The organism is Citrobacter sp. RHBSTW-00570, assembly GCF_013739755.1.
GTDB classification, from domain to species: Bacteria; Pseudomonadota; Gammaproteobacteria; order Enterobacterales; family Enterobacteriaceae; genus Citrobacter; species Citrobacter braakii.
Genome location: NZ_CP056399.1, coordinates 2,484,752 through 2,508,602 on the forward strand (window position 1 = coordinate 2,484,752; position 23,851 = coordinate 2,508,602).

The 23,851-nt window shown below is 53.7% G+C and carries 21 protein-coding genes and 1 pseudogene; 13 read left to right on the forward strand and 9 right to left on the reverse strand.

The genetic code is table 11. The annotated features are described in order from the left end of the window. The first annotated feature begins 142 nt into the window (after positions 1 to 142). Positions 143 to 1,012, forward strand: a complete 870-nt coding sequence (locus HV237_RS11815) for a helix-turn-helix domain-containing protein (RefSeq protein ID WP_046275602.1) — start codon at positions 143 to 145, stop codon at positions 1,010 to 1,012. On the opposite strand, the gene HV237_RS11820 is transcribed toward HV237_RS11815, so the two are convergent. Continuing rightward, positions 995 to 2,161 (reverse strand): benzoate/H(+) symporter BenE family transporter, encoded by a 1,167-nt coding sequence (locus HV237_RS11820; protein WP_047358124.1) that lies wholly within the window; start codon positions 2,159 to 2,161, stop codon positions 995 to 997. The two genes, HV237_RS11815 and HV237_RS11820, sit on opposite strands and share 18 nt — an antisense overlap. A gap of 105 nt (positions 2,162 to 2,266) precedes the next feature. Here HV237_RS11820 and HV237_RS11825 point away from each other — a divergent pair, with 105 nt between their 5' ends. Both HV237_RS11825 and HV237_RS11830 read left to right on the forward strand, forming a co-directional pair. Next, on the forward strand, positions 2,267 to 2,803 hold the full coding sequence (locus tag HV237_RS11825) for an XRE family transcriptional regulator (RefSeq protein WP_016153160.1): 537 nt from the start codon (positions 2,267 to 2,269) through the stop codon (positions 2,801 to 2,803). 79 nt (positions 2,804 to 2,882) lie between these two features. After that, a complete protein-coding gene (locus HV237_RS11830) occupies positions 2,883 to 4,844 on the forward strand; it encodes a U32 family peptidase (protein WP_019076832.1) in 1,962 nt (653 codons plus the stop codon). A 3-nt stretch (positions 4,845 to 4,847) separates the two neighbouring features. Here the strand turns inward: HV237_RS11830 and HV237_RS11835 are convergent, their stop codons facing one another. The 4 genes from HV237_RS11835 to HV237_RS11850 all read right to left on the reverse strand — a co-directional run bounded on the left by HV237_RS11835 (position 4,848) and on the right by HV237_RS11850 (position 7,806). After that, positions 4,848 to 5,078, reverse strand: a complete 231-nt coding sequence (locus HV237_RS11835; protein ID WP_016153158.1) for a DUF2554 family protein — start codon at positions 5,076 to 5,078, stop codon at positions 4,848 to 4,850. Between the two features lie 189 nt (positions 5,079 to 5,267). After that, on the reverse strand, positions 5,268 to 5,393 hold the full coding sequence (locus tag HV237_RS11840; protein WP_003020230.1) for a DUF2474 domain-containing protein: 126 nt from the start codon (positions 5,391 to 5,393) through the stop codon (positions 5,268 to 5,270). Continuing rightward, positions 5,393 to 6,403, reverse strand: coding sequence for a cytochrome d ubiquinol oxidase subunit II (cydB, locus tag HV237_RS11845; protein WP_016153157.1), 1,011 nt, complete (start codon positions 6,401 to 6,403; stop codon positions 5,393 to 5,395). The genes HV237_RS11840 and cydB overlap by 1 nt, the downstream gene beginning before the upstream one ends. Beyond that, positions 6,403 to 7,806 (reverse strand): cytochrome ubiquinol oxidase subunit I, encoded by a 1,404-nt coding sequence (locus HV237_RS11850; protein ID WP_016153156.1) that lies wholly within the window; start codon positions 7,804 to 7,806, stop codon positions 6,403 to 6,405. The genes cydB and HV237_RS11850 overlap by 1 nt, the downstream gene beginning before the upstream one ends. Positions 7,807 to 8,069: 263 nt before the next feature. Here HV237_RS11850 and HV237_RS11855 point away from each other — a divergent pair, with 263 nt between their 5' ends. The 8 genes from HV237_RS11855 to patD all read left to right on the forward strand — a co-directional run bounded on the left by HV237_RS11855 (position 8,070) and on the right by patD (position 15,906). Further along, complete coding sequence (locus HV237_RS11855; protein ID WP_049259794.1) at positions 8,070 to 8,258, forward strand: type II toxin-antitoxin system HicA family toxin; 189 nt, start codon at positions 8,070 to 8,072, stop codon at positions 8,256 to 8,258. A 31-nt stretch (positions 8,259 to 8,289) separates the two neighbouring features. Continuing rightward, on the forward strand, positions 8,290 to 8,706 hold the full coding sequence (locus HV237_RS11860) for a type II toxin-antitoxin system HicB family antitoxin (RefSeq protein WP_131341011.1): 417 nt from the start codon (positions 8,290 to 8,292) through the stop codon (positions 8,704 to 8,706). Between the two features lie 92 nt (positions 8,707 to 8,798). After that, positions 8,799 to 10,208, forward strand: a complete 1,410-nt coding sequence (locus HV237_RS11865; protein ID WP_047358125.1) for a PLP-dependent aminotransferase family protein — start codon at positions 8,799 to 8,801, stop codon at positions 10,206 to 10,208. Between the two features lie 329 nt (positions 10,209 to 10,537). Beyond that, positions 10,538 to 11,683 carry a putative ABC transporter substrate-binding protein YdcS gene (gene ydcS, locus HV237_RS11870; protein ID WP_016153154.1) on the forward strand — a complete coding sequence of 382 codons (1,146 nt, stop codon included), beginning with the start codon at positions 10,538 to 10,540 and terminating at the stop codon, positions 11,681 to 11,683. Positions 11,684 to 11,699: 16 nt separating this feature from the next. Next, on the forward strand, positions 11,700 to 12,716 hold the full coding sequence (locus HV237_RS11875) for an ABC transporter ATP-binding protein (protein ID WP_016156582.1): 1,017 nt from the start codon (positions 11,700 to 11,702) through the stop codon (positions 12,714 to 12,716). Further along, a complete protein-coding gene (locus tag HV237_RS11880) occupies positions 12,717 to 13,661 on the forward strand; it encodes an ABC transporter permease (protein ID WP_016153152.1) in 945 nt (314 codons plus the stop codon). It begins immediately after the preceding gene. Further along, on the forward strand, positions 13,651 to 14,457 hold the full coding sequence (locus HV237_RS11885; protein WP_003020204.1) for an ABC transporter permease: 807 nt from the start codon (positions 13,651 to 13,653) through the stop codon (positions 14,455 to 14,457). The genes HV237_RS11880 and HV237_RS11885 overlap by 11 nt, the downstream gene beginning before the upstream one ends. A gap of 21 nt (positions 14,458 to 14,478) precedes the next feature. After that, positions 14,479 to 15,906 carry an aminobutyraldehyde dehydrogenase gene (gene patD, locus HV237_RS11890; protein ID WP_047358126.1) on the forward strand — a complete coding sequence of 476 codons (1,428 nt, stop codon included), beginning with the start codon at positions 14,479 to 14,481 and terminating at the stop codon, positions 15,904 to 15,906. A 195-nt stretch (positions 15,907 to 16,101) separates the two neighbouring features. On the opposite strand, the gene HV237_RS11895 is transcribed toward patD, so the two are convergent. Then, positions 16,102 to 17,229 carry a multidrug effflux MFS transporter gene (locus HV237_RS11895; RefSeq protein ID WP_047358127.1) on the reverse strand — a complete coding sequence of 376 codons (1,128 nt, stop codon included), beginning with the start codon at positions 17,227 to 17,229 and terminating at the stop codon, positions 16,102 to 16,104. Positions 17,230 to 17,330: 101 nt separating this feature from the next. Between HV237_RS11895 and HV237_RS11900 the strand changes: the two genes are divergently transcribed. Beyond that, complete coding sequence (locus HV237_RS11900; RefSeq protein ID WP_047358128.1) at positions 17,331 to 18,110, forward strand: helix-turn-helix transcriptional regulator; 780 nt, start codon at positions 17,331 to 17,333, stop codon at positions 18,108 to 18,110. 119 nt (positions 18,111 to 18,229) lie between these two features. Here HV237_RS11900 and yncL read toward each other — a convergent pair whose 3' ends face one another. Then, on the reverse strand, positions 18,230 to 18,325 hold the full coding sequence (gene yncL / locus HV237_RS11905) for a stress response membrane protein YncL (protein WP_071524268.1): 96 nt from the start codon (positions 18,323 to 18,325) through the stop codon (positions 18,230 to 18,232). 192 nt (positions 18,326 to 18,517) lie between these two features. Between yncL and HV237_RS11910 the strand changes: the two genes are divergently transcribed. Continuing rightward, complete coding sequence (locus HV237_RS11910; RefSeq protein ID WP_016153148.1) at positions 18,518 to 18,691, forward strand: GhoT/OrtT family toxin; 174 nt, start codon at positions 18,518 to 18,520, stop codon at positions 18,689 to 18,691. A gap of 19 nt (positions 18,692 to 18,710) precedes the next feature. On the opposite strand, the pseudogene HV237_RS11915 reads toward HV237_RS11910, so the two are convergent. After that, a pseudogene (locus HV237_RS11915) lies at positions 18,711 to 20,869 on the reverse strand (virulence factor SrfC family protein). Beyond that, the gene (locus tag HV237_RS11920) at positions 20,866 to 23,847 is read right to left on the reverse strand and encodes a virulence factor SrfB (protein WP_047358152.1); all 2,982 of its coding nucleotides are present in this window, start codon (positions 23,845 to 23,847) and stop codon (positions 20,866 to 20,868) included. The pseudogene HV237_RS11915 and the gene HV237_RS11920 overlap by 4 nt, the downstream one beginning before the upstream one ends. Between the last annotated feature and the right edge of the window lie 4 nt (positions 23,848 to 23,851).

A 23,851-nucleotide genomic window follows, 5' to 3' on the forward strand; every position in this document is an offset into this window, starting at 1 on the left:
TCTGGCGGCAGGAGGCTTTCATCGGTTTGCGGCGGACTTGCAAAATCTTGCGCTTTTTTAGCGTAAAAGCGAAAAGGAAGCTGTTAACAATATGTGGCTGTTATAGACTGAAAGCCTGCTAACTTATTTTGAATGTGATGGTATGCCTCAGCCCTACGATGCCTTTGAAAACTTACGCAAACATAATGCCGTGCTGCATGAATCGGTTGCGTTACATTCAGGGATCCAACTGGCGGCCTGGTCAAACAAGCGCGATACCATCACCCAGTATTGCGATCACCATACGCTCAGTTTATATATCGCGGATGGCTACGAGAGTTATCACAAAACGGCGGGGGGCTGGAAGAATGGCGGCGGACCGGACCGTTTTTGCCTGATGCCGAAAGAGAGCGAATCAAGTTGGGATATCCGCGACGATCTCTCCTTTGTTCATCTCTATTGTACCGACGAACATCTGCGCGAAGTGGGTGAAAAAGTCTGGGATAAAAGCCCCTATAGCTTCACGCTGGACGAGCACACGTTTGGCAGTGACCCGGGGATCACGGCGGTTTACCGTCAGTTTCTGCTTGATAACGACTGGCAGCAACCGGCCAATCACCTCACGCTCAGCGCGGCATCTTCGCTACTGTTAACGCATCTGATCCAGCATTACAGCAACGTCCAATGGCGACTGCCCACCGTCACCGGGGGACTCGCGCCCGTCACCTTGCGTAACGTGCTGGCCTATATTGACGCGCATCTGGCGTACCCAATCACCCTGAACGATCTGGCTAGCGAGGCGGCGCTTAGCGAATTCCATTTTGCCAGAATGTTTCGCCAGTCGATGAATATGGCACCGCATCAGTACGTGATGCAACGTCGTATGGCGCTGGCACAGCATCTGGTTTGTTACACTTCACGCAGTTTGTCAGATATTGCGATGACCTGCGGATTCAGTTCGGCAAGCCATTTTAGTAACCGGTTTAAACAGGTAACCGGTAAAACGCCAACGCAGCTACGTGCGGCGAAATAACGTCAACACGGCGTAGCAGATACCGCCGACGACCAGCCCCCAGAATGCAGATCCAATCCCCAATAACGTCAGGCCGCTGGCCGTGACCAAAAACGTAACGATGGCTGCGTCGCGTTCCGCTTCATTATGCAACGCCTGATACAAACTACCGCTAATTGTCCCGAGCAAGGCCAGACCGGCCAGCATCTGGATCCAGCTTACGGGCAGTGCCGCCATTAGTCCTGTGACTGAACCGCCAAACACCCCTGCCAGAAGATAGAAGACGCCAGCCGCGGCGGCGGCGAGCCAGCGTCGTTTGGCATCTGGATGCGCTTCGGGACTTTGGCAAATTGCGGCGGTTATGGCGGCAATGCAGATGGAGTAGACACCAAACGGCGAAAAAATCAGCGCCAGCAGGCCGGTAAAGATAATGAGCGGTGAAACGGGTAATGAATAGCCCGACGCATTCATAGTGGCAATACCTGGGGCATTTTGCGAAGCCATGGTAACCAGAAACAGCGGTAGCGCAATGCTGATACTGTGGGCAAATGAAAAGTGTGGGGCTATAAACGCAGGCATGACCGGCGACAAATCCACTCCGTTTGTGACAATGTCACCTTTTATTAGCGCGATAGCGATACCCGCCAGCATCGCGGCGATCGTCGCGTACCGTGGGGCTGTGACTTTAAATACCAGCCATGCCACCAGCATACTACCGCACAAAATAAGCTCACTGTTGAGGCTATTAAAGGCCTGCAGACCAAAGCGCAGCAGGATCCCGGCCAGCATGGCTGATGCCAGTGAGTGAGGGATTATTTTCATCAGACGGGCAAACAATCCGGTTATGCCGCACAGCACAATCAACGCGTTAGCTACGATAAAAACGCCGATAGCATCCTGAATCGATACCCCGTGCAGACCCGTAACCAGCAGCGCGGCGCCAGGTGTTGACCAGGCCGTGAGCACAGGAGCGCGATACCATAACGTCAGCGCCAGCGTACTGACGCCCATTGCAATCCCCAGTGCGGTCATCCAGCCCGCGATTTGATCTGTGGTCGCACCTGCGGCCAGGGCCGCTTGCCAGATAATGGCAGCCGAGCTGGCGTAACCGACCAGGACAGCCACAAAACCCGATAATACGGTGGGCAGTGGGATGGAAAATGCGCGCATAGTCACTCCATGTGCGTTATAACGGTCAATCAATGTAGCACTGTGCGTTATAGCGTACAAGTGCTAAGCTGTAGCCTTGAGAAAGGAGAGTCAGGAAGGCGAAAAATGGAAAACTTAACCCACTATCTGGCCACAACGCTTCGCACGCTACGTCACCAGCGGGAATGGAGCCTGTCACGTTTGGCGGAGGAAACCGGCGTGTCAAAAGCCATGTTGGGGCAGATTGAGCGCAACGAATCCAGCCCAACGGTGGCGACATTGTGGAAAATTGCCACCGGACTGAACGTGCCATTCTCGACGTTTATTTCACCGCCAGAGTCAGACGGCGCGCCAACATTCGATCCCCAGCAGCAGGCGATGGTCGTTACGCCATTGTTTCCGTGGGACCCACAGCTGTGCTTCGATCATTTTTCGATACAGCTGGCACCTGGCGCACTCAGTGAATCGACTCCGCATGAAACCGGCGTTATAGAGCACGTGGTGGTGATAAATGGGCTGCTGGATATGTGTATTGAGGGGCAGTGGCGCACCATGAAATCCGGCGAGGGGGTGCGTTTTGCGGGAGACAGGGCGCATAGCTACCGTAACAGTAGCGAACAAACGGTTCACTTTCATTCCCTGATCCATTACCCGCGCGGTTAATCGGGAAAACTATTCCGAAAAGCCGCGCTTGTGACTACAATAGCCGCCATTTTTACCACTTGTGGATGGTAACAACTGTATGCGTCAGCAGCCTCATCACCTTGAATTGTTAAGCCCGGCCCGGGATACCGCCATTGCACGTGAAGCCATTTTGCACGGCGCTGACGCCGTTTACATTGGCGGACCGGGTTTTGGTGCGCGTCATAACGCCAGTAACAGCCTGAAAGATATCGCCGAACTGGTGCCGTTTGCGCATCGTTACGGGGCGAAAATCTTTGTGACGCTGAATACAATCTTGCATGATGATGAGCTGGAGCCCGCACAGCGATTAATTACCGATCTGTATCAGACCGGCGTTGACGCCCTGATTGTGCAGGATATGGGGATTCTGGAGCTGGATATTCCTCCCATTGAGCTGCACGCCAGCACCCAATGTGATATTCGCAGCGTCGAGAAGGCGAAGTTTCTTTCTGACGTCGGATTCACCCAAATTGTCCTCGCACGCGAACTGAGCCTTGAGCAGATAAACGCCATTCATCAGGCTACGGATGCGACTATTGAATTTTTCATTCACGGTGCGCTGTGCGTCGCCTATTCAGGCCAGTGTTATATTTCACATGCGCAAACCGGACGTAGCGCTAACCGCGGTGACTGTTCTCAGGCTTGTCGCCTGCCGTATACCCTGAAAGACGATCAGGGGCGCGTGGTGTCCTATGAAAAACATCTGCTGTCGATGAAAGATAACGATCAGACCGCCAACCTCGGCGCGTTGATTGACGCAGGCGTGCGCTCCTTCAAAATTGAAGGGCGCTATAAAGACATGAGCTATGTGAAGAATATTACCGCGCATTATCGTCAGATGCTGGACGCCATTATTGAAGAGCGCGGCGATCTTGCCCGTTCTTCAGCCGGGCGTACCGAACATTTCTTTACTCCATCCACGGAAAAGACCTTCCATCGCGGCAGCACCGATTATTTTGTGAATGCCCGTAAAGGGGATATCGGCGCATTCGACTCACCAAAGTTCATCGGTCTGCCGGTTGGCGAAGTCCTGAAGGTGGCAAAAGATCATCTCGATGTTGAGGTAACAGAACCGCTGGCCAACGGGGATGGTCTGAACGTGTTAATCAAGCGTGAGGTCGTCGGATTTCGCGCCAACACCGTTGAAAAAACGGGGCACAATCGTTATCGGGTGTGGCCGAATGAAATGCCCGCCGATCTGCACAAAGTGCGCGCCAACCATCCGCTGAACCGCAATCTCGATCATAACTGGCAGCAAGCGTTGACCAAAACCTCCAGCGAACGCCGCGTCGCGGTCGATATTGAGCTGGGCGGCTGGCAGGAACAGTTGATCCTGACGCTCACCAGTGAGGAGGGGGTGAGTATCACCCATACGCTGGACGGCCAGTTTGAGGAAGCGAACAATGCAGAAAAAGCGTTGAGCAACCTGCAGGATGGCCTGGCAAAACTGGGACAAACGCTGTATTACGCCCGTAATATTCAGGTGAATCTGCCGGGAGCATTGTTCGTGCCTAACGGTCAACTGAATCAGCTGCGACGTGAAGCGGTCGACATGCTGGATGCAGCTCGTTTGCAAAACTATCAGCGCGGTCGCCGTAAACCGGTTGCCCAGCCGGCGCCGGTTTACCCGCAAACGCATCTGAGTTTTCTGGCTAACGTCTACAACCATAAAGCGCGAGAGTTTTATCACCGTTATGGCGTGCAGTTGATTGATGCCGCCTATGAGGCGCATGAAGAAAAGGGCGATGTGCCGGTGATGATCACCAAACATTGCCTGCGTTTTGCGTTTAACCTGTGTCCGAAACAGGCGAAAGGAAATATCAAAAGCTGGAAAGCCACGCCGATGCAGCTGGTTAATGGCGATGAGGTCCTGACGCTGAAATTTGATTGCCGACCGTGCGAAATGCACGTGATCGGCAAGATGAAACATCACATTCTGAAGATGCCGTTGCCGGGCAGCGTGGTGGCTTCCGTCAGCCCTGAAGAACTGCTGAAAACGTTGCCAAAGCGTAAAAGCTAACGGTTAGCTCTGATGTGTATCGGGTTTGCGTGATTTTTGCCAGTAATGGTGTTCGCGAAGATCGGCGGCGGATTCTTCCGCCGTCATTCGTAGTTCATCGCTGTCGGCCGTGTGTCGTAATAAGTGATCGGCATCCTGCACCTGAAGATATTCATGTCCCTGATTAGTAGCGAGAAGCTGACCGGAAAAAAGCGCGCTGGCCAGCAATAACACCGTTAACCCTTTCTTAAACATCATGCACCCTCTGGTACGTTAGCTGCGGAATTGACGATAATTTCGCCAGGTGACTATTCAATATTTTAATCGGGTTAATGACAATCTCTGTTTTGTCATTTCGATGTTTTTTACATTTTTGTTTAGATAACGTTGGGATTTGTCACAACCGGGCAGTGCAGCGCTGCCCGGTTGTTATCAGAGAGAGAATCAGGATTTAAATCCGGCGGCCGTCATCAAGAGACGAAAGAACATACCAACGGCGGCCAGGGCCAGCACGCTGCCGCCCCAGAGGATCACCAGCCACATCAGGCGTTTCCAGATTGTTTGTTGCATCAATGATACCCCTCACCATGTTGAACTTTGCCGCGGAAAACGTAGTAGCTCCAGAAGGTGTACACCAGGATTATCGGGATAATCAGCAGCGCGCCAACCAACATAAAGCCCTGACTCTGCGCCGGAGCTGCCGCCTGCCACAGCGTAATGGAAGGTGGAATGATGTGGGGCCAGATACTGATCCCCAGCCCGCTGAACCCGAGAAAAATTAGCCCCAGCGTCAATACAAAAGGCAGCGTATGGCTGTTTTGCTGACCCAGCGAGCGCCACAGCCAGAGGCTAATCAGCGCAACCAGGAGCGGAACCGGCATCAGGAACCACAGATTGGGCAGGCTAAACCAACGCTCGGCAATGGCGCTGTGCGCCAGCGGCGTCCACAGACTGATAATGGCAATGACAACCAGCATCGCCAGCAGCAGTTTTCTTGCCACGCAGCGCATTTTATCCTGCAACGGATTTTCGCTTTTCATCACCAGCCATGTTGCCCCCAACAGGGCGTAGGCTACAACCAGGCCCACGCCGCAGAACAGGGTAAAGGGGGTCAGCCAGTCGAAAGGACCGCCGCTGTAGCTGCGTCCGGTGACGGAAAATCCATTGAGTACGGCACCGACCACAATACCCTGAGTGAATGTCGCGAGGATTGAACCGCCGAGAAAAGCTTTGTCCCAGAATGGTCGATGCGCCGGCGTGGCTTTGAAGCGAAACTCAAACGCGACGCCGCGAAATATCAGGCCGATGAGCATCAGGGTCAATGGGATCGTCAGCGCATCGACAATCACCGCATAGGCCAGGGGAAAAGCGCCGAATAATCCGGCGCCACCCAACACCAGCCAGGTTTCATTACCGTCCCATACCGGGGCGACGCTGTTGACCATCACATCGCGGTCATCCGCATCCGAAATCGCAGGGAATAAAATACCGATCCCGAGATCAAAACCGTCCATCACGATATACATCAGCGTGGCGAACACGATAATTACAAACCAGATAACTGATAAATCGATACCCATTAGCGGTGTGCCTCCGGTTGAGAATCGAGAACGACAGCAGAAAGCGGCCGCGCCGGCGTGCCTGTTGGTGGAATGGTCGGCTCATCTTCCTGTGGTCCTTTACGGATCAGGCGGATCATGTAGCTGTAACCCACGCCAAACACCGAGCTATACACCACAAAGAAAGACAGTAGGCTGATGCTCATATGTAAATCACCATGTGCGGAAACCGCATCCGCCGTACGTTGCAAACCGTAAACCACCCACGGCTGACGGCCAACTTCGGTGGTCACCCAGCCAGCAAGGATGGCAATCAGACCGGAGGGCCCCATCCACAATGCAAAACGCAGGAAAGGACGTGAGGTGTATAGCCGCTCCTTATAACGCAGCCACAGGGCAAACGCGCCCAGCAGGATCATCAGCATGCCTAACCCTGCCATAATGCGAAACGACCAGAACACGATGGTGGAATTGGGCCTGTCTTCCTTCGGAAATTCTTTTAACGCCGGGACCTGTTTATCCAGACTATGAGTCAGGATCAGGCTGCCCAGCGCCGGGATTTCCAGCCCATAGCGGGTGCGCTCCTGCTCCATATCCGGCCAGCCGAACAACAGCAGCGGGGTCGGTTCACCGGGCGGATTTTCCCAGTGTCCTTCAATCGCCGCAATTTTTGCAGGCTGGTGCTTCAGCGTATTCAACCCGTGCATATCGCCAATTAAGGCCTGCAGCGGAGCGACGATTAACGTCATCCACAGCGCCATTGAAAACATAGCGCGAATTGCTGGCGTGCTATTACCGCGCAATAAATGCCATGCGGCTGATGCCGCGACAAACAGCGCGCTGCTCAGGAAGGCGGCAACGGACATATGCAGCAAACGATAAGGGAATGACGGATTGAAAATCACGGCGAACCAGTCGACGGGAACAACTTGCCCGTTAACAATTTCATAGCCCTGTGGCGTTTGCATCCAGCTGTTGGAGGCGAGGATCCAGAAGGTAGAAATAATAGTACCCAGCGCAACCATACAGGTCGCGAAGAAGTGAAGTCCTGGGCCAACCCGATTCCAGCCAAACAGCATTACCCCAAGGAAGCCCGCTTCGAGGAAGAAGGCGGTTAATACTTCATAGGTCAGCAGCGGCCCGGTGATGCTACCGGCGAACTCAGAAAAACCACTCCAGTTCGTGCCGAACTGATAAGCCATCACCAGCCCGGAAACCACGCCCATACCAAAGTTTACGGCGAATATTTTCGACCAGAAATGGTATAGCGAGCGCCAGGTCGGATTTTTCGTTTTTAACCATAACCCTTCGAGCACCGCCAGATAACTGGCGAGGCCAATGGTAATCGCCGGAAAGATGATGTGAAAGGATACCGTAAACGCGAACTGGATCCTCGCCAGGTGAAACGCGTCAAGACCGAACATGCTTAGCTCCGCAGGCAAAATTGATTTGGCGCAATTCTAAGGCTGCGAAGCAATGGAAGGCAGAAACAGAACAGTTCTTTTTAACCATAACAGTTGTCGTGCTGTTATAGGTTAGCCTGGCTGATATGAAATCTGGAACCTGGATTCCTGTTATTGAATCGCGTCCTCCCCATGCGAGTGATTTTACGCTATCACTGGCGAGGTAATGAAAAGGTAATCATAAATGTTTACTTTATGCGTATAATAGACGACAGGGAGGCGCAGTGAAGCAAAGTGAGTTCAGACGCTGGCTTGAATCTCAGGGAGTGGCTGTTACAAACGGCTCAAATCATCTGAAGTTGAGGTACCAGGGAAGGCGTAGCGTTATGCCCAGGCATCCTGGTGATGAAATAAAAGAAGCCTTGCGAAAATCGATCCTGAAGCAGCTTGGTTTACAGTCATCATCAATATGAGGTTAATTATATGAGAGATTTTGAAAAAATCATGCGTTATCCCGTTAATCTAATCCCCGCCGTGGAAGGTGGATTCGTGGTTTCTTTCCCGGATATTCCTGAAGCATTAACCCAGGGCGAAACCCGTCATGGGGCTTTGCAGGCTGCGCAGTCTGCATTGGTGACCGCTTTTGAATTCTATTTCGACGATAACGAACCGATTCCTTTACCTTCGGCGGTTGGCGCTGAAGGTGACTATGTGGAAATCCCCCTGAGCATTGCGTCGAAGGTTCTTTTGTTAAATGCCTTTCTTGAATCAAAAATCACCCAGCAGGAGCTGGCAAACAGGATCGGCAGGCCTAAGCAGGAAATTACCCGTTTGTTCGATTTAAAACACGCGACAAAAATTGATGCTGTGCAAATAGCTGCACGCGCCTTAGGCAAGGAGCTGTCAGTAACAATGTTGTAAAACTGTTAACTATAACAGTTATAAAAAACACCCTGATTATGTAAACTGATATATACAGTGCTTGTCACCGACACCGATTATCAGGACGAAAAATGAAAAAATACCAGCGACTGGCTGAGCAAATTCGCGATCAAATCGCATCTGGCGTATGGCAGCCCGGCGATCGCTTGCCATCCTTGCGCGAGCAGGTGGTCAGCAGCGGCATGAGTTTTATGACCGTCGGACATGCATATCAGTTGCTGGAAAGTCAGGGCCGGATTATCGCCCGGCCGCAGTCGGGTTACTATGTTGCCGCGCGCCCTGAACGTGAGCTGGCAGCGCCGCAGGCGCAGGTGATGCGCGATGAAGCGGTGGATATCAACACCTATATTTTTGATATGCTGCAGGCCAGCCGGGATGCGTCAGTGATGCCATTTGCCTCTGCATTCCCCGACCCGCGTCTGTTTCCCCTCCAGCAGTTGAACCGCTCGCTGGCGCAGGTCAGTAAAACCGCGACCGCCATGAGCGTGATAGAAAACCTGCCGCCGGGAAATGCTGAGCTGCGCCATGCCATTGCCCGCCGCTATGCTCAACAGGGGATGACCATTTCACCTGATGAAATTGTCATCACTACCGGTGCGCTGGATGCCCTCAACCTGAGCCTGCAGGCGGTTACCGAACCGGGAGACTGGGTGATTGTCGAAAACCCCTGTTTCTATGGGGCGTTGCAGGCCCTGGAGCGATTACGGCTGAAGGCGCTTTCGATTGCCACCGACGTGAAAGAGGGGATCGATCTTACCGCGCTGGAGCAAGCGTTGCAGGAGTATCCGGTAAAAGCCTGCTGGCTGATGACCAACAGCCAAAATCCGTTGGGTTTTACGCTCAGCACAGAGAAAAAGGCGCACTTGGTCGCATTGCTGGAAAAATATCATGTAATGCTGATAGAAGATGATGTCTACAGCGAGCTGTACTTTGGTCGCGAAAAACCACTGCCAGCCAAAGCCTGGGATCGCGCCGACAGCGTTTTGCATTGTTCGTCTTTCTCGAAGTGCCTGGTGCCCGGATTTCGCGTGGGCTGGGTGGCGGCCGGGAAGCATGCTCGACGTATTCAGCGACTCCAGCTCATGAGCACGTTATCCACCAGTTCCCCCATGCAGCTTGCGCTCGTGGATTATCTGTCAACCCGGCGCTATGACGCGCATCTGCGCCGCTTACGCCGTCAACTGGCGGAACGCAAACAGCAGGCCTGGCAAACGTTGCTGCGCCATCTTCCGGCGGAAGTCAAAATTCACCATAACGACAGCGGCTATTTTCTGTGGCTGGAACTGCCTGAACCGCTTGATGCAGGCGTGCTCAGCACCCAGGCACTGGCGCACCATATCAGCATTGCACCGGGAAAAATGTTTTCGACCTCGGGGAGCTGGACTCGTTTTTTTCGCTTTAATACCGCATGGCACTGGGGAGAGCGTGAGGAACAGGCTGTGAAACAGCTGGGAAAATTAATTCGCGAGATGATGAAATAAAACGTAACGCGCTATTCAATATAAAAGAATAGCGCGTTCTTATTTTCGAAATAGAGAATACCTAACCCCGATGTTATTTATATCGGGTGCTACCATACAAAAAATCAATAGTTCTTACTATTGCCACCGTTGCACCTAACTCCTTGTCTATACTCCAGAAGATTAAAGCTCCCGTTCAGCATCAGTAGCGTAATGAGCGTTAGCTCACAACCTGATTAAATTTCCTTGCGCCAGCAGGAACGCTTACAACACCCCGACTATTTTTAGGAAAGGACATATATTTACGGCAAGGCTGCCGCTCAATATTTTTTAGACAGGAGTAAGACGTTATGAGCAAGCAGTTTGCCCTCAGTAGCCTGTGCGCACTCAGTATGACGCTGATGACTGCACAAGCAGCCGAACCCCCGACATCCTTAGATAAACCGGAAGGCCGTCTGGATATTATTGCCTGGCCGGGCTACATCGAACGTGGACAGACCGATAAACAATATGATTGGGTCTCGCAGTTTGAGAAAGAGACCGGCTGCGCGGTCAATGTTAAAACAGCGGCCACTTCTGATGAAATGGTCAGCCTGATGGCAAAAGGCGGCTACGACCTGGTTACCGCTTCCGGTGATGCCTCATTGCGTCTGATTATGGGAAAACGCGTTCAGCCGATTAATACCGCGCTGATCCCTAACTGGAAAAGCATCGATCCGCGCGTGGTAAAAGGCGAGTGGTTTAACGTTGGCGGAAAAGTTTACGGCACACCATACCAGTGGGGGCCAAACCTGCTGATGTACAACACCAAAATTTTCCCAACGCCGCCGGATAGCTGGAACGTGGTATTTGTTGAGCAAAAACTTGGGGACGGAAAAAGCAATAAAGGGCGCGTTCAAGCCTACGATGGCCCGATCTATATTGCCGATGCTGCATTATTCGTTAAGGCGACTCAGCCGCAACTGGGCATTACCGATCCCTATCAGCTCACCGAACAACAGTATCAGGCGGTGATCAAAGTCCTGAGCGATCAACACGCGCTGATCCATCGCTATTGGCACGATACCACCGTGCAAATGAGCGACTTCAAAAACGAAGGTGTGGTGGCGTCCAGCGCCTGGCCTTATCAGGCGAACGCCCTGAAAGGAGAAGGTCAGCCTATTGCCACGGTCTTCCCAAAAGAAGGGGTTACCGGATGGGCTGATACCACCATGCTGCACAGCGAAGCCAAACACCCGGTGTGCGCTTACAAATGGATGAACTGGTCATTAACCCCGAAAGTTCAGGGCGACGTCGCAGCCTGGTTTGGTTCTCTGCCAGTCGTGCCTGAAGGTTGTAAAGCCAGCCCGCTGCTGGGTGAAAAGGGCTGTGAAACCAACGGCTATAGCTACTTTGACAAAATTGCCTTCTGGAAAACGCCGATCGCAGAAGGTGGCAAATTCGTTCCTTACAGTCGCTGGACGCAGGATTACATCGCCATTATGGGCGGTCGTTAATTCCGCTGGGGGTTTTATGACGTACGCAGTGGAGTTTCATAACGTCTCGCGTCTGTACGGGGATGTTCGTGCAGTTGATGGGGTGAGTATTGCGATTAACGACGGTGAGTTTTTCTCTATGCTGGGGCCATCCGGCTCCGGCAAGACCACTTGTCTGCGCCTTATTGCAGGGTTTGAGCAACTGTCAGGCGGCGCAATCACCATTTTTGGTAAGCAGGCCAGCGAATTGCCGCCCTGGGAACGGGACGTCAATACGGTATTTCAGGATTATGCGCTATTCCCGCATATGTCGATTCTCGACAATGTCGCCTACGGACTGATGGTCAAAGGTATTGATAAAAAACAGCGTCACGCAAAAGCACGTGAAGCGCTGGATAAGGTTGCGCTCGGTTTTGTTTATGAACGCAAACCATCGCAACTCTCCGGTGGTCAGCGGCAACGCGTGGCGATTGCCCGCGCGCTGGTCAATGAACCGCGCGTCCTGCTGTTGGATGAACCGCTCGGGGCATTGGATCTTAAGCTGCGTGAGCAGATGCAGCTGGAACTGAAAAAGTTACAGCAATCCCTGGGTATCACCTTCATTTTTGTCACCCACGATCAGGGTGAAGCCCTGTCGATGTCCGATCGTGTGGCGGTGTTTAATAATGGTCGCATCGAACAGGTGGATTCTCCGCGTGAACTGTACATGCGTCCGCGCACACCGTTTGTGGCAAGTTTCGTCGGGACGTCAAATGTTTTTGATGAAACGATGTCAGCGAACGTTTGCGGGCTACAGGGTATGTTTTCCCTGCGTCCGGAACACATTCGCTTGAATGATACCAGTGGTGAAGTCCAGGCCCGGGGGGTTATCCAGGCGGTGCAGTACCAGGGCGCGGCGACACGTTTTGAGCTGAAACTTGTCGGCGGTGAAAAATTGCTGGTTAGCCAGGCGAACCTGACGGGAGAAATGCTGCCAACAACGCTGTCGCCGGGTCAACAGGTGATGGCATCGTGGTCACGCGACGTGATGGTACCGCTGGTTGAGGAGAGGTGAATGGCTATGAATGTCTTACATTCGCCTCCACAGTCGACAAGTCTGAACCGGATCTCAGGGTTCTTCTGGCGTAATCCGGGTCTGGGGCTGTTTTTGCTGCTCCTCGGACCGCTGATGTGGTTTGGGATCGTCTACTTCGGCTCATTACTGACGCTGTTGTGGCAAGGTTTTTATACCTTCGATGATTTCACCATGTCGGTCACGCCCGACCTGACGCTGGCGAATTTGCAGGCGCTGTTTAATCCCGCCAACTACGACATCATTTTGCGTACCCTGACGATGGCGGTGGCAGTCACCATTGCCAGCGCGATTCTGGCGTTTCCGATGGCGTGGTATATGGCGCGATATACCAGTGGCAAAATGAAAGCCTTTTTTTACATTGCTGTGATGTTGCCGATGTGGGCCAGTTACATTGTTAAAGCCTACGCATGGACGTTACTGTTGGCTAAAGACGGGGTGGCGCAGTGGTTTTTAACCCATCTGGGGCTGGAGCCGCTGCTGCTTTCGTTCCTGACGCTGCCTGCGGTAGGCGGCAATACGTTGTCGACTTCAGGGTTAGGGCGTTTTCTGGTGTTCGTCTACATCTGGCTGCCGTTTATGATCCTGCCGGTACAAGCCGCGCTGGAGAGACTTCCGCCTTCGCTCTTACAGGCCTCCGCTGATTTGGGCGCTCGTCCGCATCAGACTTTCCGCTATGTGGTCCTGCCACTGGCGATACCCGGTATCGCGGCAGGGTCGATCTTTACCTTCTCTCTGACGTTGGGCGATTTTATCGTTCCGCAACTGGTGGGACCGCCAGGCTATTTCATCGGCAATATGGTGTATTCGCAACAAGGGGCGATCGGCAATATGCCGATGGCGGCGGCATTTACTCTGGTGCCGATTGTGTTAATCGCACTGTATCTGGCGTTCGTGAAGCGTCTGGGAGCTTTCGATGCACTCTGAACGCGCGCCCTGGTTACTCAAACTGGCGGCATGGGGCGGGGTTATTTTCCTGCACTTTCCCATCCTCATCATCGCCACCTATGCTTTTAATACTGAGGAGGCTGCTTTTAGTTTTCCACCACAGGGGTTAACGCTGAAGTGGTTTAGCGTTGCGGCGCAACGTAGCGATATTCTGGAATCGGTGACGTTGTCACTTAAAATCGCTGCATTGTCGACGGCCATTGCTCTCGTTCTGGGGACGCTGGCCGCTGCCGCACTGTGGCGCAGGGACTTTTTTGGTAAAAGCGCAATATCGCTGTTGCTGCTGTTGCCGATCGCGCTGCCGGGGATTATTACCGGTCTGGCGCTACTGACGGCGTTTAAAACTATCAACCTGGAACCCGGTTTTCTCACCATCGTGGTCGGCCATGCGACGTTTTGCGTGGTGGTGGTATTTAACAACGTCGTGGCGCGTTTTCGCCGTACCTCATGGAGTCTGGTTGAAGCGTCTATGGATCTTGGCGCCAACGGCTGGCAAACCTTTCGTTATGTCGTGCTGCCAAACCTGGCATCGGCACTGCTGGCGGGAGGGATGCTGGCGTTTGCTTTGTCGTTTGATGAAATCATCGTGACAACGTTCACCGCCGGACATGAAAGAACACTTCCTTTGTGGCTGCTCAATCAACTGGGTCGACCACGAGATGTGCCTGTCACCAACGTTGTGGCATTGCTGGTAATGCTGGTGACAACACTGCCAATTTTAGGGGCCTGGTGGCTAACGCGTGAAGGCGACACTCTCGCCGGAAACGGTAAATAAACGACGATATGGGAAATTGCTATGCAACATCAATTACTGATTAATGGCGAGCTGGTCAACGGTGAAGGTGAAAAGCAGCCAGTCTATAACCCTGCCACTGGAGAACGCATTCTGGAGATTGCCGAGGCGTCAGCCGGGCAGGTTGATGCGGCGGTACGTGCAGCAGACAACGCATTTTCCACCTGGGGACAAACCACACCGAAAGTCCGTTCCGAACTGCTGCTGAAACTGGCGGATGCTATCGCCGATAACGCGCAAACCTTCGCTGAGCTGGAATCGCTTAACTGTGGTAAGCCGCTGCACTGTGTCCTTAACGATGAAATTCCGGCAATCGTCGACGTTTTCCGCTTCTTCGCCGGGGCAGCTCGTACTCTACAAGGGCAGGCGGCCGGAGAGTATCTGGAAGGGCATACGTCGATGATTCGTCGGGATCCGCTGGGCGTGGTGGCCTCTATCGCGCCGTGGAACTACCCGCTGATGATGGCGGCGTGGAAGCTGGCACCGGCGCTGGCGGCGGGTAACTGCGTGGTGATTAAACCGTCAGAAATCACCCCGCTAACCGCTCTTAAACTGGCTGAATTTGCCAAAGATATTTATCCGCCTGGCGTTATCAACGTGCTGTTTGGCCGTGGCAAAACGGTGGGTGACCCGCTGACCGGTCATGAAAAAGTCCGGATGGTTTCCCTGACCGGCTCCATTGCGACCGGTGAACACATTATCCAGCACACCGCGCCTTCGATTAAGCGCACACATATGGAGCTGGGCGGCAAAGCCCCGGTCATCATTTTTGATGATGCCGATCTGGATGCGGTGGTGAGCGGCGTGCGAACCTTTGGGTATTACAACGCCGGGCAAGACTGTACCGCCGCTTGTCGAATCTATGCCCAGAAAGGCATTTATGACGCGTTGGTTGAGAAACTTGGTGCCGCGGTTGCCAGCCTGAAAATCGGCGCACCGAATGATGAATCGACGGAGCTGGGGCCGGTAAGCTCGCAGGCGCACCTCGATCGCGTGACTAAAGCGGTCGATGAAGCCAAAGCACTGGGGCATATCAAAGTCATCACCGGTGGTAAAAAAGTGGACGGCGCAGGCTACTATTTTGCTCCGACGCTGCTGGCCGGGGCGAAGCAGGAAGATGCTATCGTGCAGCGGGAAGTTTTCGGTCCGGTGGTCAGCGTCACCGTATTTGAGGATGAAGATCAGGTGCTGGCGTGGGCTAACGATTCGAAATACGGCCTGGCATCCTCCGTCTGGACTCGGGATGTGGGGCGCGCGCATCGATTTAGCGCTCGCCTGCAGTATGGTTGCACCTGGGTCAATACCCACTTCACGCTGGTCAGCGAGATGCCGCACGGCGGACAAAAACAGTCTGGTTATGGCAAGGATATGTCGGTTTACGGGCTGGAAGATTACACGATTGTTCGCCATGTCATGATCAAGCATGAGTAATATCTGAAGCGCGAGCAATAAATGCGGCACGGATAGCTAAATACTGGCAAACGTGTGTCTATATTATTCGCGCCACTGGCCTCGTCGCCATCGGACGGCGGTAAGTTGGAAATATCCGCGAGGTCAGGCTAATTGATACAACAAAGCCCCGGCTTATTAATGTCAGGGCTTTGTGCTTTCAGGAACCTCATCCGGTTATCCGCGGCGCAAGCTGCAAATCCAGGCGAGTAGCGCACAGACGCTCAGAACCAGCCCCAGTTGTTGCACCATGCCTGCCACCCCCAGCATCATTCCCAGCAACAGGTAATAGCTTAATCCAAATAATGCACCGGCGGCCCCGGCCTGTTCACGATAGTGGCGTAGGGCCTGACTCAGCACATTAGGGATCGCGATGCCATAGGCAATCACCGCGCCGAAAACCGGTATCAGAATCCACGCGGAGTGCTGTAACCACCACGCGGCGAGGCCTGACAATGCTGCCAGCGCACAGGCATAACGTACCCTCTGTTCCGATGTCAGGTCTGTCGTCAATAATCTCCGGTTCAGCAGGCTGCCCGACAGCGAAGCAAACGCAAGTAGTCCCCCCGTCCAGCCAAAGGCTCTGGAACTCCATCCCAATTGCCCGAAAAGAAACGGAGCCAGGCTGTAATAGCTGAACAGCATGGTGTTCAGCAGCGCAACCAGCATGGTATTTTTCCACAGCTCGCGGTCACGCATCATACGGGAGAGCAGTGCAGCAAGGCTGGGGCTGAGCGTATTTTCGGGCCGGGTTTCTGGCAGCATGGTCGCAGTCAGTAGTAGCAGTAGCAGCGCCAGCAGCACAAGGGCAATAAATACACCGGTATGACCATACAGGCTAACCAACCAACCTCCGCTTAGCAGGCCGAAAACGGGACTCAATGCCAGCGCAGCGCCCATCACGGAAAAGACGCGGGATAGCGCAGTTGATTCATAAGTGTCCCGTAACATGGTCTGTACCACCACTGACCCGGCAGCCGCGCCGATGGCTGAGATCATCCGCGCCAGCAGCAAAACGCTGAAGTCAGTGGCAACCACGGCCAGGGCACAACCTGACCCATAGCAGATAAGTCCTGCCAGCATCGCCCAACGTCGACCGAGGCAGTCGCTCAGCCAACCCCACATCGCCACGCCGATGGCGAAGGCAATAAAATAAACGGAGAGTGTTTGCGCCGCGCGCTCACTGCTTACGTGATAAGACGTGGCGATTCCTGGCAATGCCGGGCTATAAATGGTTTCCACCAGTTGCGGAAACATAATCAGCAAAGTAAGAAGCCACAGCGGCGGGCGGCGAAGAGTGTTCATAGCAATATCCAGAGAGACAGAAAACTGGCGGGCATTATTGCTGAAAGGGAGGTGTCGCATTACCATTATCAAGACTTTAAATATCAAATATCGGACAGATAATGGAAATTGCCCCGGATGATGATTTCGATGCGGATAGCTTTGATAAACCGGTAATCGGGATTGCCTCCGAGATGGGCGTACACGATTCCGGCCGGCATAGCCATCTTCGTCATCAGCTACTTTTTTCGGCAGCGGGAAGCATTACGATTGAGCTGGAGCATGCCCTGTGTCTGCTACCGCCACGGCGCGCGGTCTGGATCCCGGCTGGTACGGTACATCGCGCCATAATGCGTGGCGTGATGGCTTATCGTTCGTTGTATTTTTCAACTACATTGCCGTTATCTAAATTACCGCTGCAGATAGTCGACGTTAATCCTCTCTTTTTTGAAGTAATAGAACGTATGGCTTTCTGGCCATGGGAAATGCCTGCCGCGCAGCAGGCCAGTCTTATCACCGTTTTCTGTGAGGAAATGCGGGCCGCCCACAGTGAAAACTGGACGTTGCAGTTTCCCTCAGATCCACGGCTGAACGTGTGGCTTGAAGGAGTACGCATGGGCGAATTGCCACCACGACTAAATCAATTATCCCAACGGGTTGGGGCATGCGAGAGGACGATCAGTCGAATATTTACCAGGGATACCGGGATGAATTATCAGAGCTGGCGGCAGCAATTTAGACTATTAAAAGCCATGGAGATGCTGGCTGACGGGGGGCAGATCAGCCAGGTGGCGCAATATCTGGAATTTGTCAGTGACAGTGCTTTTATCGCTTTTTTCCATCAGCATACCGGCACAACACCGAGCCGTTATGCGGGCAATGTAATGCCGCAGAAGGATTAGGGGGATTACATACTAAGGATAATTTACCGGGTGGCAGGAGAGTGGGAAAATCGTGTACTAATGGCAGAGAGAAGAGCCTCTCTGCCAGCGGACGCTGCAATTAATCAAGAAGAACGACATCAAGCAAACCAGCCAAACCTTGCGGAAATCAGACTGAAAAGTCCTACAGCAGCAAATATATTTATCAGCACCACAGTTTTACTGGAAACATTCATTTGTGCCACCTTTCGTTTTAACCCTTATGGGTATAGTACGGGTTATAACTATCCGCAATAGTACGGATTCTGAACATAATGAAAACGGCTTGTTTTACCGGCGTTTCTCTTAAAATAATTAATAAAACTTGATGTAGGTCATGAAAAAGAGCATATTGCGCGCGATTTTACCTTTCGGCCCGGATGCCTGACATGTCTCTGTACCAAAAAATGTTGGTTTTTTATGCGGTGATGGCCGCTATCACGGCAATCATCACCTGGTTTCTTTCCCGCGATAAAAAGCGGATTCGTTTTCTCAGCGCGGTATTAGTCGGGGCGACCTGGCCGATGAGTTTTCCCGTCGCGTTAATGTTTTCTCTCTTCTGATGACGGCGTAAACGCCGTTTCAGGAGGAAAGCAGGGCATCTAATCGTTTTTTGTCGGCTGCGCAAACATCCATTGGATGCTGATATCCCACGTTTTCATTGGCGCGGGTATACAAAGCGACCAGCCAGTCGTAAACGTAACGGCTTGCGCCATGCGAAGGTTGTTCATCCAGTTTCGTCAACCGTAACATCGGCTGTTGCGCCGGGGCACTAAAAATAGCCGATCCTTTTTGGATCCTGCTGGCCGGACGCTGTTCCTCTGCCACGCTGGCAAATCCAAGCCAGGTAATAAAATCCCCAATATCGGCGTGAAGCTGCGCGGCGCAGACGTTTTCTCGCTGCATAATGCGCTGTAAGCGTTGCGGCATCTCCAGCCGATAGCTGGTGGTGACGAGGATATCGGCAACCTGCCTTAGCGTACGCGGCTCGAGACGTAATCGGCGCGCATTATTTTCATCGCGACACCACTGGCGCACGTGGTTAACCCACATTTTGTGCGCCTGATACCCGGCCTCTTTGCTTTCCGGCGAGTGCGGTGTGTCACGCACCTCGGCAAACAGGTCAATCTCTTCATTAAATAATCCGCTCACCTGTTCCTCGCGCGGCTGCTGAACACGCAGCAGCGACTCAAAGAGGCGCATCGGCGGAAGCAAACCGTCCAGGAGTTCGCCATGCTTTGCCGCCTGGGCCTGGAGCTGGCGGATCACCGACTCATTGCTACCCGATTCGGTTTCAACGGGGTTAATCCAGCCGATCAGGGTTTCGCGTACACGCTGCTGGTGCTGCTCACGCAGGGAGGTCAATCTCGCCTGGCGTTGCTGGGGCGAGGTTGCCTGAGTCAGCCATTCTACGAGGCGTTGTAAGCTGTGTTTATCCAGCGCCTGCAGCGTGCCCCAGTGCAGTCCGGGTTTGCCCATTAATTGCTGCACAGATTCATCAAGATTTTGCTGAGTGCTAAACCGCGCATCCTGCGGAGTAATGGCCCAGACACTCCCGGCAATGCGGCGTCATGTACGGGCTGAGTGTCGTTAACCCAGCCCAGTAGTTTGCGGGTGATGGCGGGCGTCTGGGAGCGGGTAGATACCGCATTACAGATTAAAAGTACATCCGGTTGCAGATGCTGGCGATAATGTTCCAGCATCCAGCCTAATTTGGCCTGCCACAATGGATGGGGATGAACATCCGGGGCGAGGGGAATATCCAGCAGATCGACATTTTCCAGTACCGCGTCTTCAACTGTCAGGACCAGCTCGCGCGTGAGCAGCGCCAGCGAAGCCTGAGAAAGGCTGACCGCATTGAGCAACTGATCATTTTCTATTGGATGAACCACCACATCGCTTTGCGCCTCATTCCCGTTCAATGCTACCTGAGTCAGGAAACTCTCGGCAGGTAAACCAAAATGGTCAACCAGCAGGCTCAGCGGAGCCGCGAGTTCTTGCGCGCTCCCGGTTTGTTGCAGCGTATGCGCCAGCGCCAACCACTGTTGCGTCAACTCTGGTTGTTCTCCCCACAGTAACGCCCAGGCGTTTGCCCGGGTAGTCAGATCCAGAGCGGGTAGCAGCGTGGCAAACTGATGCCATAGCGCGTCGTCAAATTGCTGTTGTCTGGCCGGTACGCAGGCGCGCCAGAAACGACCAATTGCCGCGACATCATGCGCGGTAATGCCCGGCACCGGATGACGCTGGCGCAACGTTTGCCATTTTTCCAGGCGCGCCTCAATAATCGATTTCTCGACCTGGCGGTTGTCCGCAAGCGCACAGAACTGGGTAATAAATAGCTGTACCAGTTCGGCTTCACTGAGTAGCCGCAGGCGCAACGGCCATTCACCATCGAGCGGATTTTCATCACGCGTAAAGCGGATCGCCATATTGGTTGGCGCATGACCAGGATTAATATGTGAAAAGTAATCAAAGCTGCGATCCGGGGTAACGATATTCACTTTGCCATTGGCGTTGCTGCACAATGCTGTGAGCAGGTGCGCTTTTGCCGATTGCGAATGTCCGTAAAGCCCAACGCATCCTCGCGATGAAAAGGTCGTCTTCAACGCAGATTCATTAACGGCGGCCAGGGTGAGCTGCGCCAACAGGGCATCCGCTTCATCATCAAGACGCGCCGCACGCTGACGGGTATCAGTTACCCACTCGATGGCGGCCTGCGCGGTGTTTAACATCTTACTCATTTCAGGTACACGCTCCCGCTATCAATCCAGTAATGGCTCCCGCTATGGCGTCGGTCTGCCAGCGTATTCAGTTTTAACGTTAAGGCATTGGCGGCAACGGGAGTGCCATCCTGTAACCACGCATCGCTCAGTACGAAAAATTCCGGGCCGCTTTCTTTGCTACCACCGCGTAGCTGCAGCCGTACATTCAACACGCCATCTCCGGCGATGGTTTTTGCCAGTTCGGCAGAATTTATGCTGAGCGTATACAGCGGTGTGGCAGGCCAACGGCTGTTGGCCAGTTGACGGAAACCTAACGTAACGTTGCCGCGCAATGGGAAGTGCAGGCGGGCATCCAGCTTCGCGCCGGGCTTATCCAGATCGATATCGTGATACCAGATGTTCTCATCGCGCAGCGTATTGACCGTATTATCCAACACGCCGAGATAACGTACGGTCGAGTAAGCGCCGATATCGGCAGCTTTAAAGTTGAAACGCGGCAAGCGTAGATCCAGCGCCAGGCTACACAACATGGCACCAACTGCTGCGGTGGATTTGGGGTTACCAATCCGCCCTTGTTGGCTGAACGGATACCACTCATGTACGCGGTAGTTATCCATCCAGATCATACGATTAACCGGAACGGGCTGCAGATGGCGGATCAACGCTTGTACGCCCGGCAAACAGGCGGGTCTGCCGGTCACTAATAAAATATCGCAGCGATAGTGTGAAATGGCCTCACAGACCGCGTGCAGTGGGGAGGTCAGGGTAAACTGGCCCGCCAGTAACGCTTCTTGTAACTGCCTGAACTGCACCTGTAACGGCACGCTCAACACATCAAACGCTGGCGATCCCGCAGGTAACGCATGATCGATAGCCTGCTGGATGTAATTCAGTACGTTGCGCGTTGGTTGCTGGCTCAGGAGTTCGCCAAAGGTGGCATGCAGACCCGCTACCGGATCGTTAATATCACTTTGTTCCCAGGCTGAAAGTACCGCATGACCGAGCGGCATAAAGAGTTGTAACGCCGTTTGTTGACGCAAAATCGCCTGGGTGTCGATGCGCCCGGAATCGCCAAATAGCGTAGCCAGCAATGCGGCGGCGTCGGTCACGCCAGCCTGTTGCAGACGGGTTTGCAGCGCAGGCAACACGCAGCGCTGAATCACGTCCAGCAGCATGTCATCGCCCGCAACCTTAAAGCCTTCACGGAACAGCAGGTGCGGGGTAATTTTGACATTTGTACCCACGCCGTCATCAAGCTGGTAATGGACGACGGCCATATCCGTTGTCCCGCCGCCAATGTCGATCGATGCCACGCGCAGCGCACGACCTTTAGTCTCACCAGGCTCCGGCAGACGGTCCGGGCGGGCAAGGGCGTTAAAGAACGATTCGGTGTGACCATCGTAGTGAGAGATAGCTTCGTTATACAGCCACACCAGTTGCCCGCAGCTGGCCTCATCCCATTCCATCTGGATCTCAGGTACGGGAACCACGCTCTTTTCCTGCTGTTTACGGGTGGTGAAGTCTTCATCCTGCGGGTGCCAGCCCATCGCTTTCCAGACCAACGCAATAGCTTCAAACATGCGCAGGCGGAAAATCTCACGCTCCTGTTTGGGCATCGCCGACGGCAGGGTCAGGATCAGCGTACGCAACTGACGAGGAGATGCCGGGAATCCGAGGCGCAAACGCGTCGCCACGCTGTTAATTTGCCCCAGCGCCTGGGCCAGTATTTCGCACAACATATGCGTCATCAGCGTACTGCGGCTGTATTGCGGTGAGAATACCGGTAGACGATCATCCTGCGGCAGGCTGAACAGCGGTTGCCCGTCATCGTTCATCAGGTTCATCAGCGGGAAGGCGGTAGCCAGTGGTTCGCGCTGGGTTTTGCCATTCATCTGGCTAAAGCGCCAGTCATGTAACACCGGCGTTTCGTCCCACAGATAACGGCGCGGGCTGGAGATCCCACTGCTGCCTTCAGTGCCCATGCGCTGCATCGCCAGCTTTCGGGCTTCATCGCCAACGCGGACAATCGACGGCCAGATAAAGGCATCATCACGGCCGCTCTCCACGGAAAAGTGCTGCTTACCAAAACGCGCTTCGGAAAACTCCAGTCGGCTGGTGAACAACGGATCGTTGAGAAACTGTGGCTCGCTTAACGAACGCACCTGCAATTCGGCTGTCTGGCGCAGTCCGTCATTGGCATCCCCGTGATCTTCAATCAGGACGCCACAGGTATGGGTGTTACCGATATCCAGGATAAGATCAACGGGAATGGCGGGCGTGCTAAGGGTATGCGTGACCAGTTTCACTTCCGGAACGGAAAGCTGCTCGCCTAACAGGGTCAGCACATTCAGCCAGTGCGCCTGATATTCAAAGTTACGCAGCGCCTGCTGGATCTCTTGTTCTGAGCGGTTCTCATGCTGTGTGACATGATGCATAAAGGATTCGCGCAACCAGCCGTCAATCCAGGTCTGGTCGAGGAAATCGGCAATTTCGTTGTCATGCCAGGCCAGCGCAAATCGCGTACCGTTCAGCAGGTCATTTTCGTTGGGGGTTAACGCCGCAGGGGCATTTTCAGTGAGCTGGCTGTCCAGCGCCACGGTGACGCGGTGGGTGTTGCCCGCGCTGTCAGGTTGCGCCAGCTTTCGCACCTGTACGCGCGCCCAGTTATCCGGGCCTTCAACGAACGTACGCGGCGGATTAAAGCGCAGGAACGGCAGCGGCAGCCAGACACCGTCGAGCACGTCCAGCGAATAATGCAGCTTCTGGGTGCTTTCCGGCTTCACCACTTCGGGCTGAGCGCCGGTGCTGCCAGGTAAGGTATAACGTCCGGTTGTCAGATCGAAATCCAGCCGCAGCAGGGGACCGTTTGCCGTTTTGCGCACAAAGCGGCCATGATGCGCAGATTCCTGCGGCGTCAGGCCAAAATCCAGAAATTGCACACCGCTATTGGCGATGAGCGTCACGCTCTGTTTGTAGTCACACAGATTCACCAACATAAAA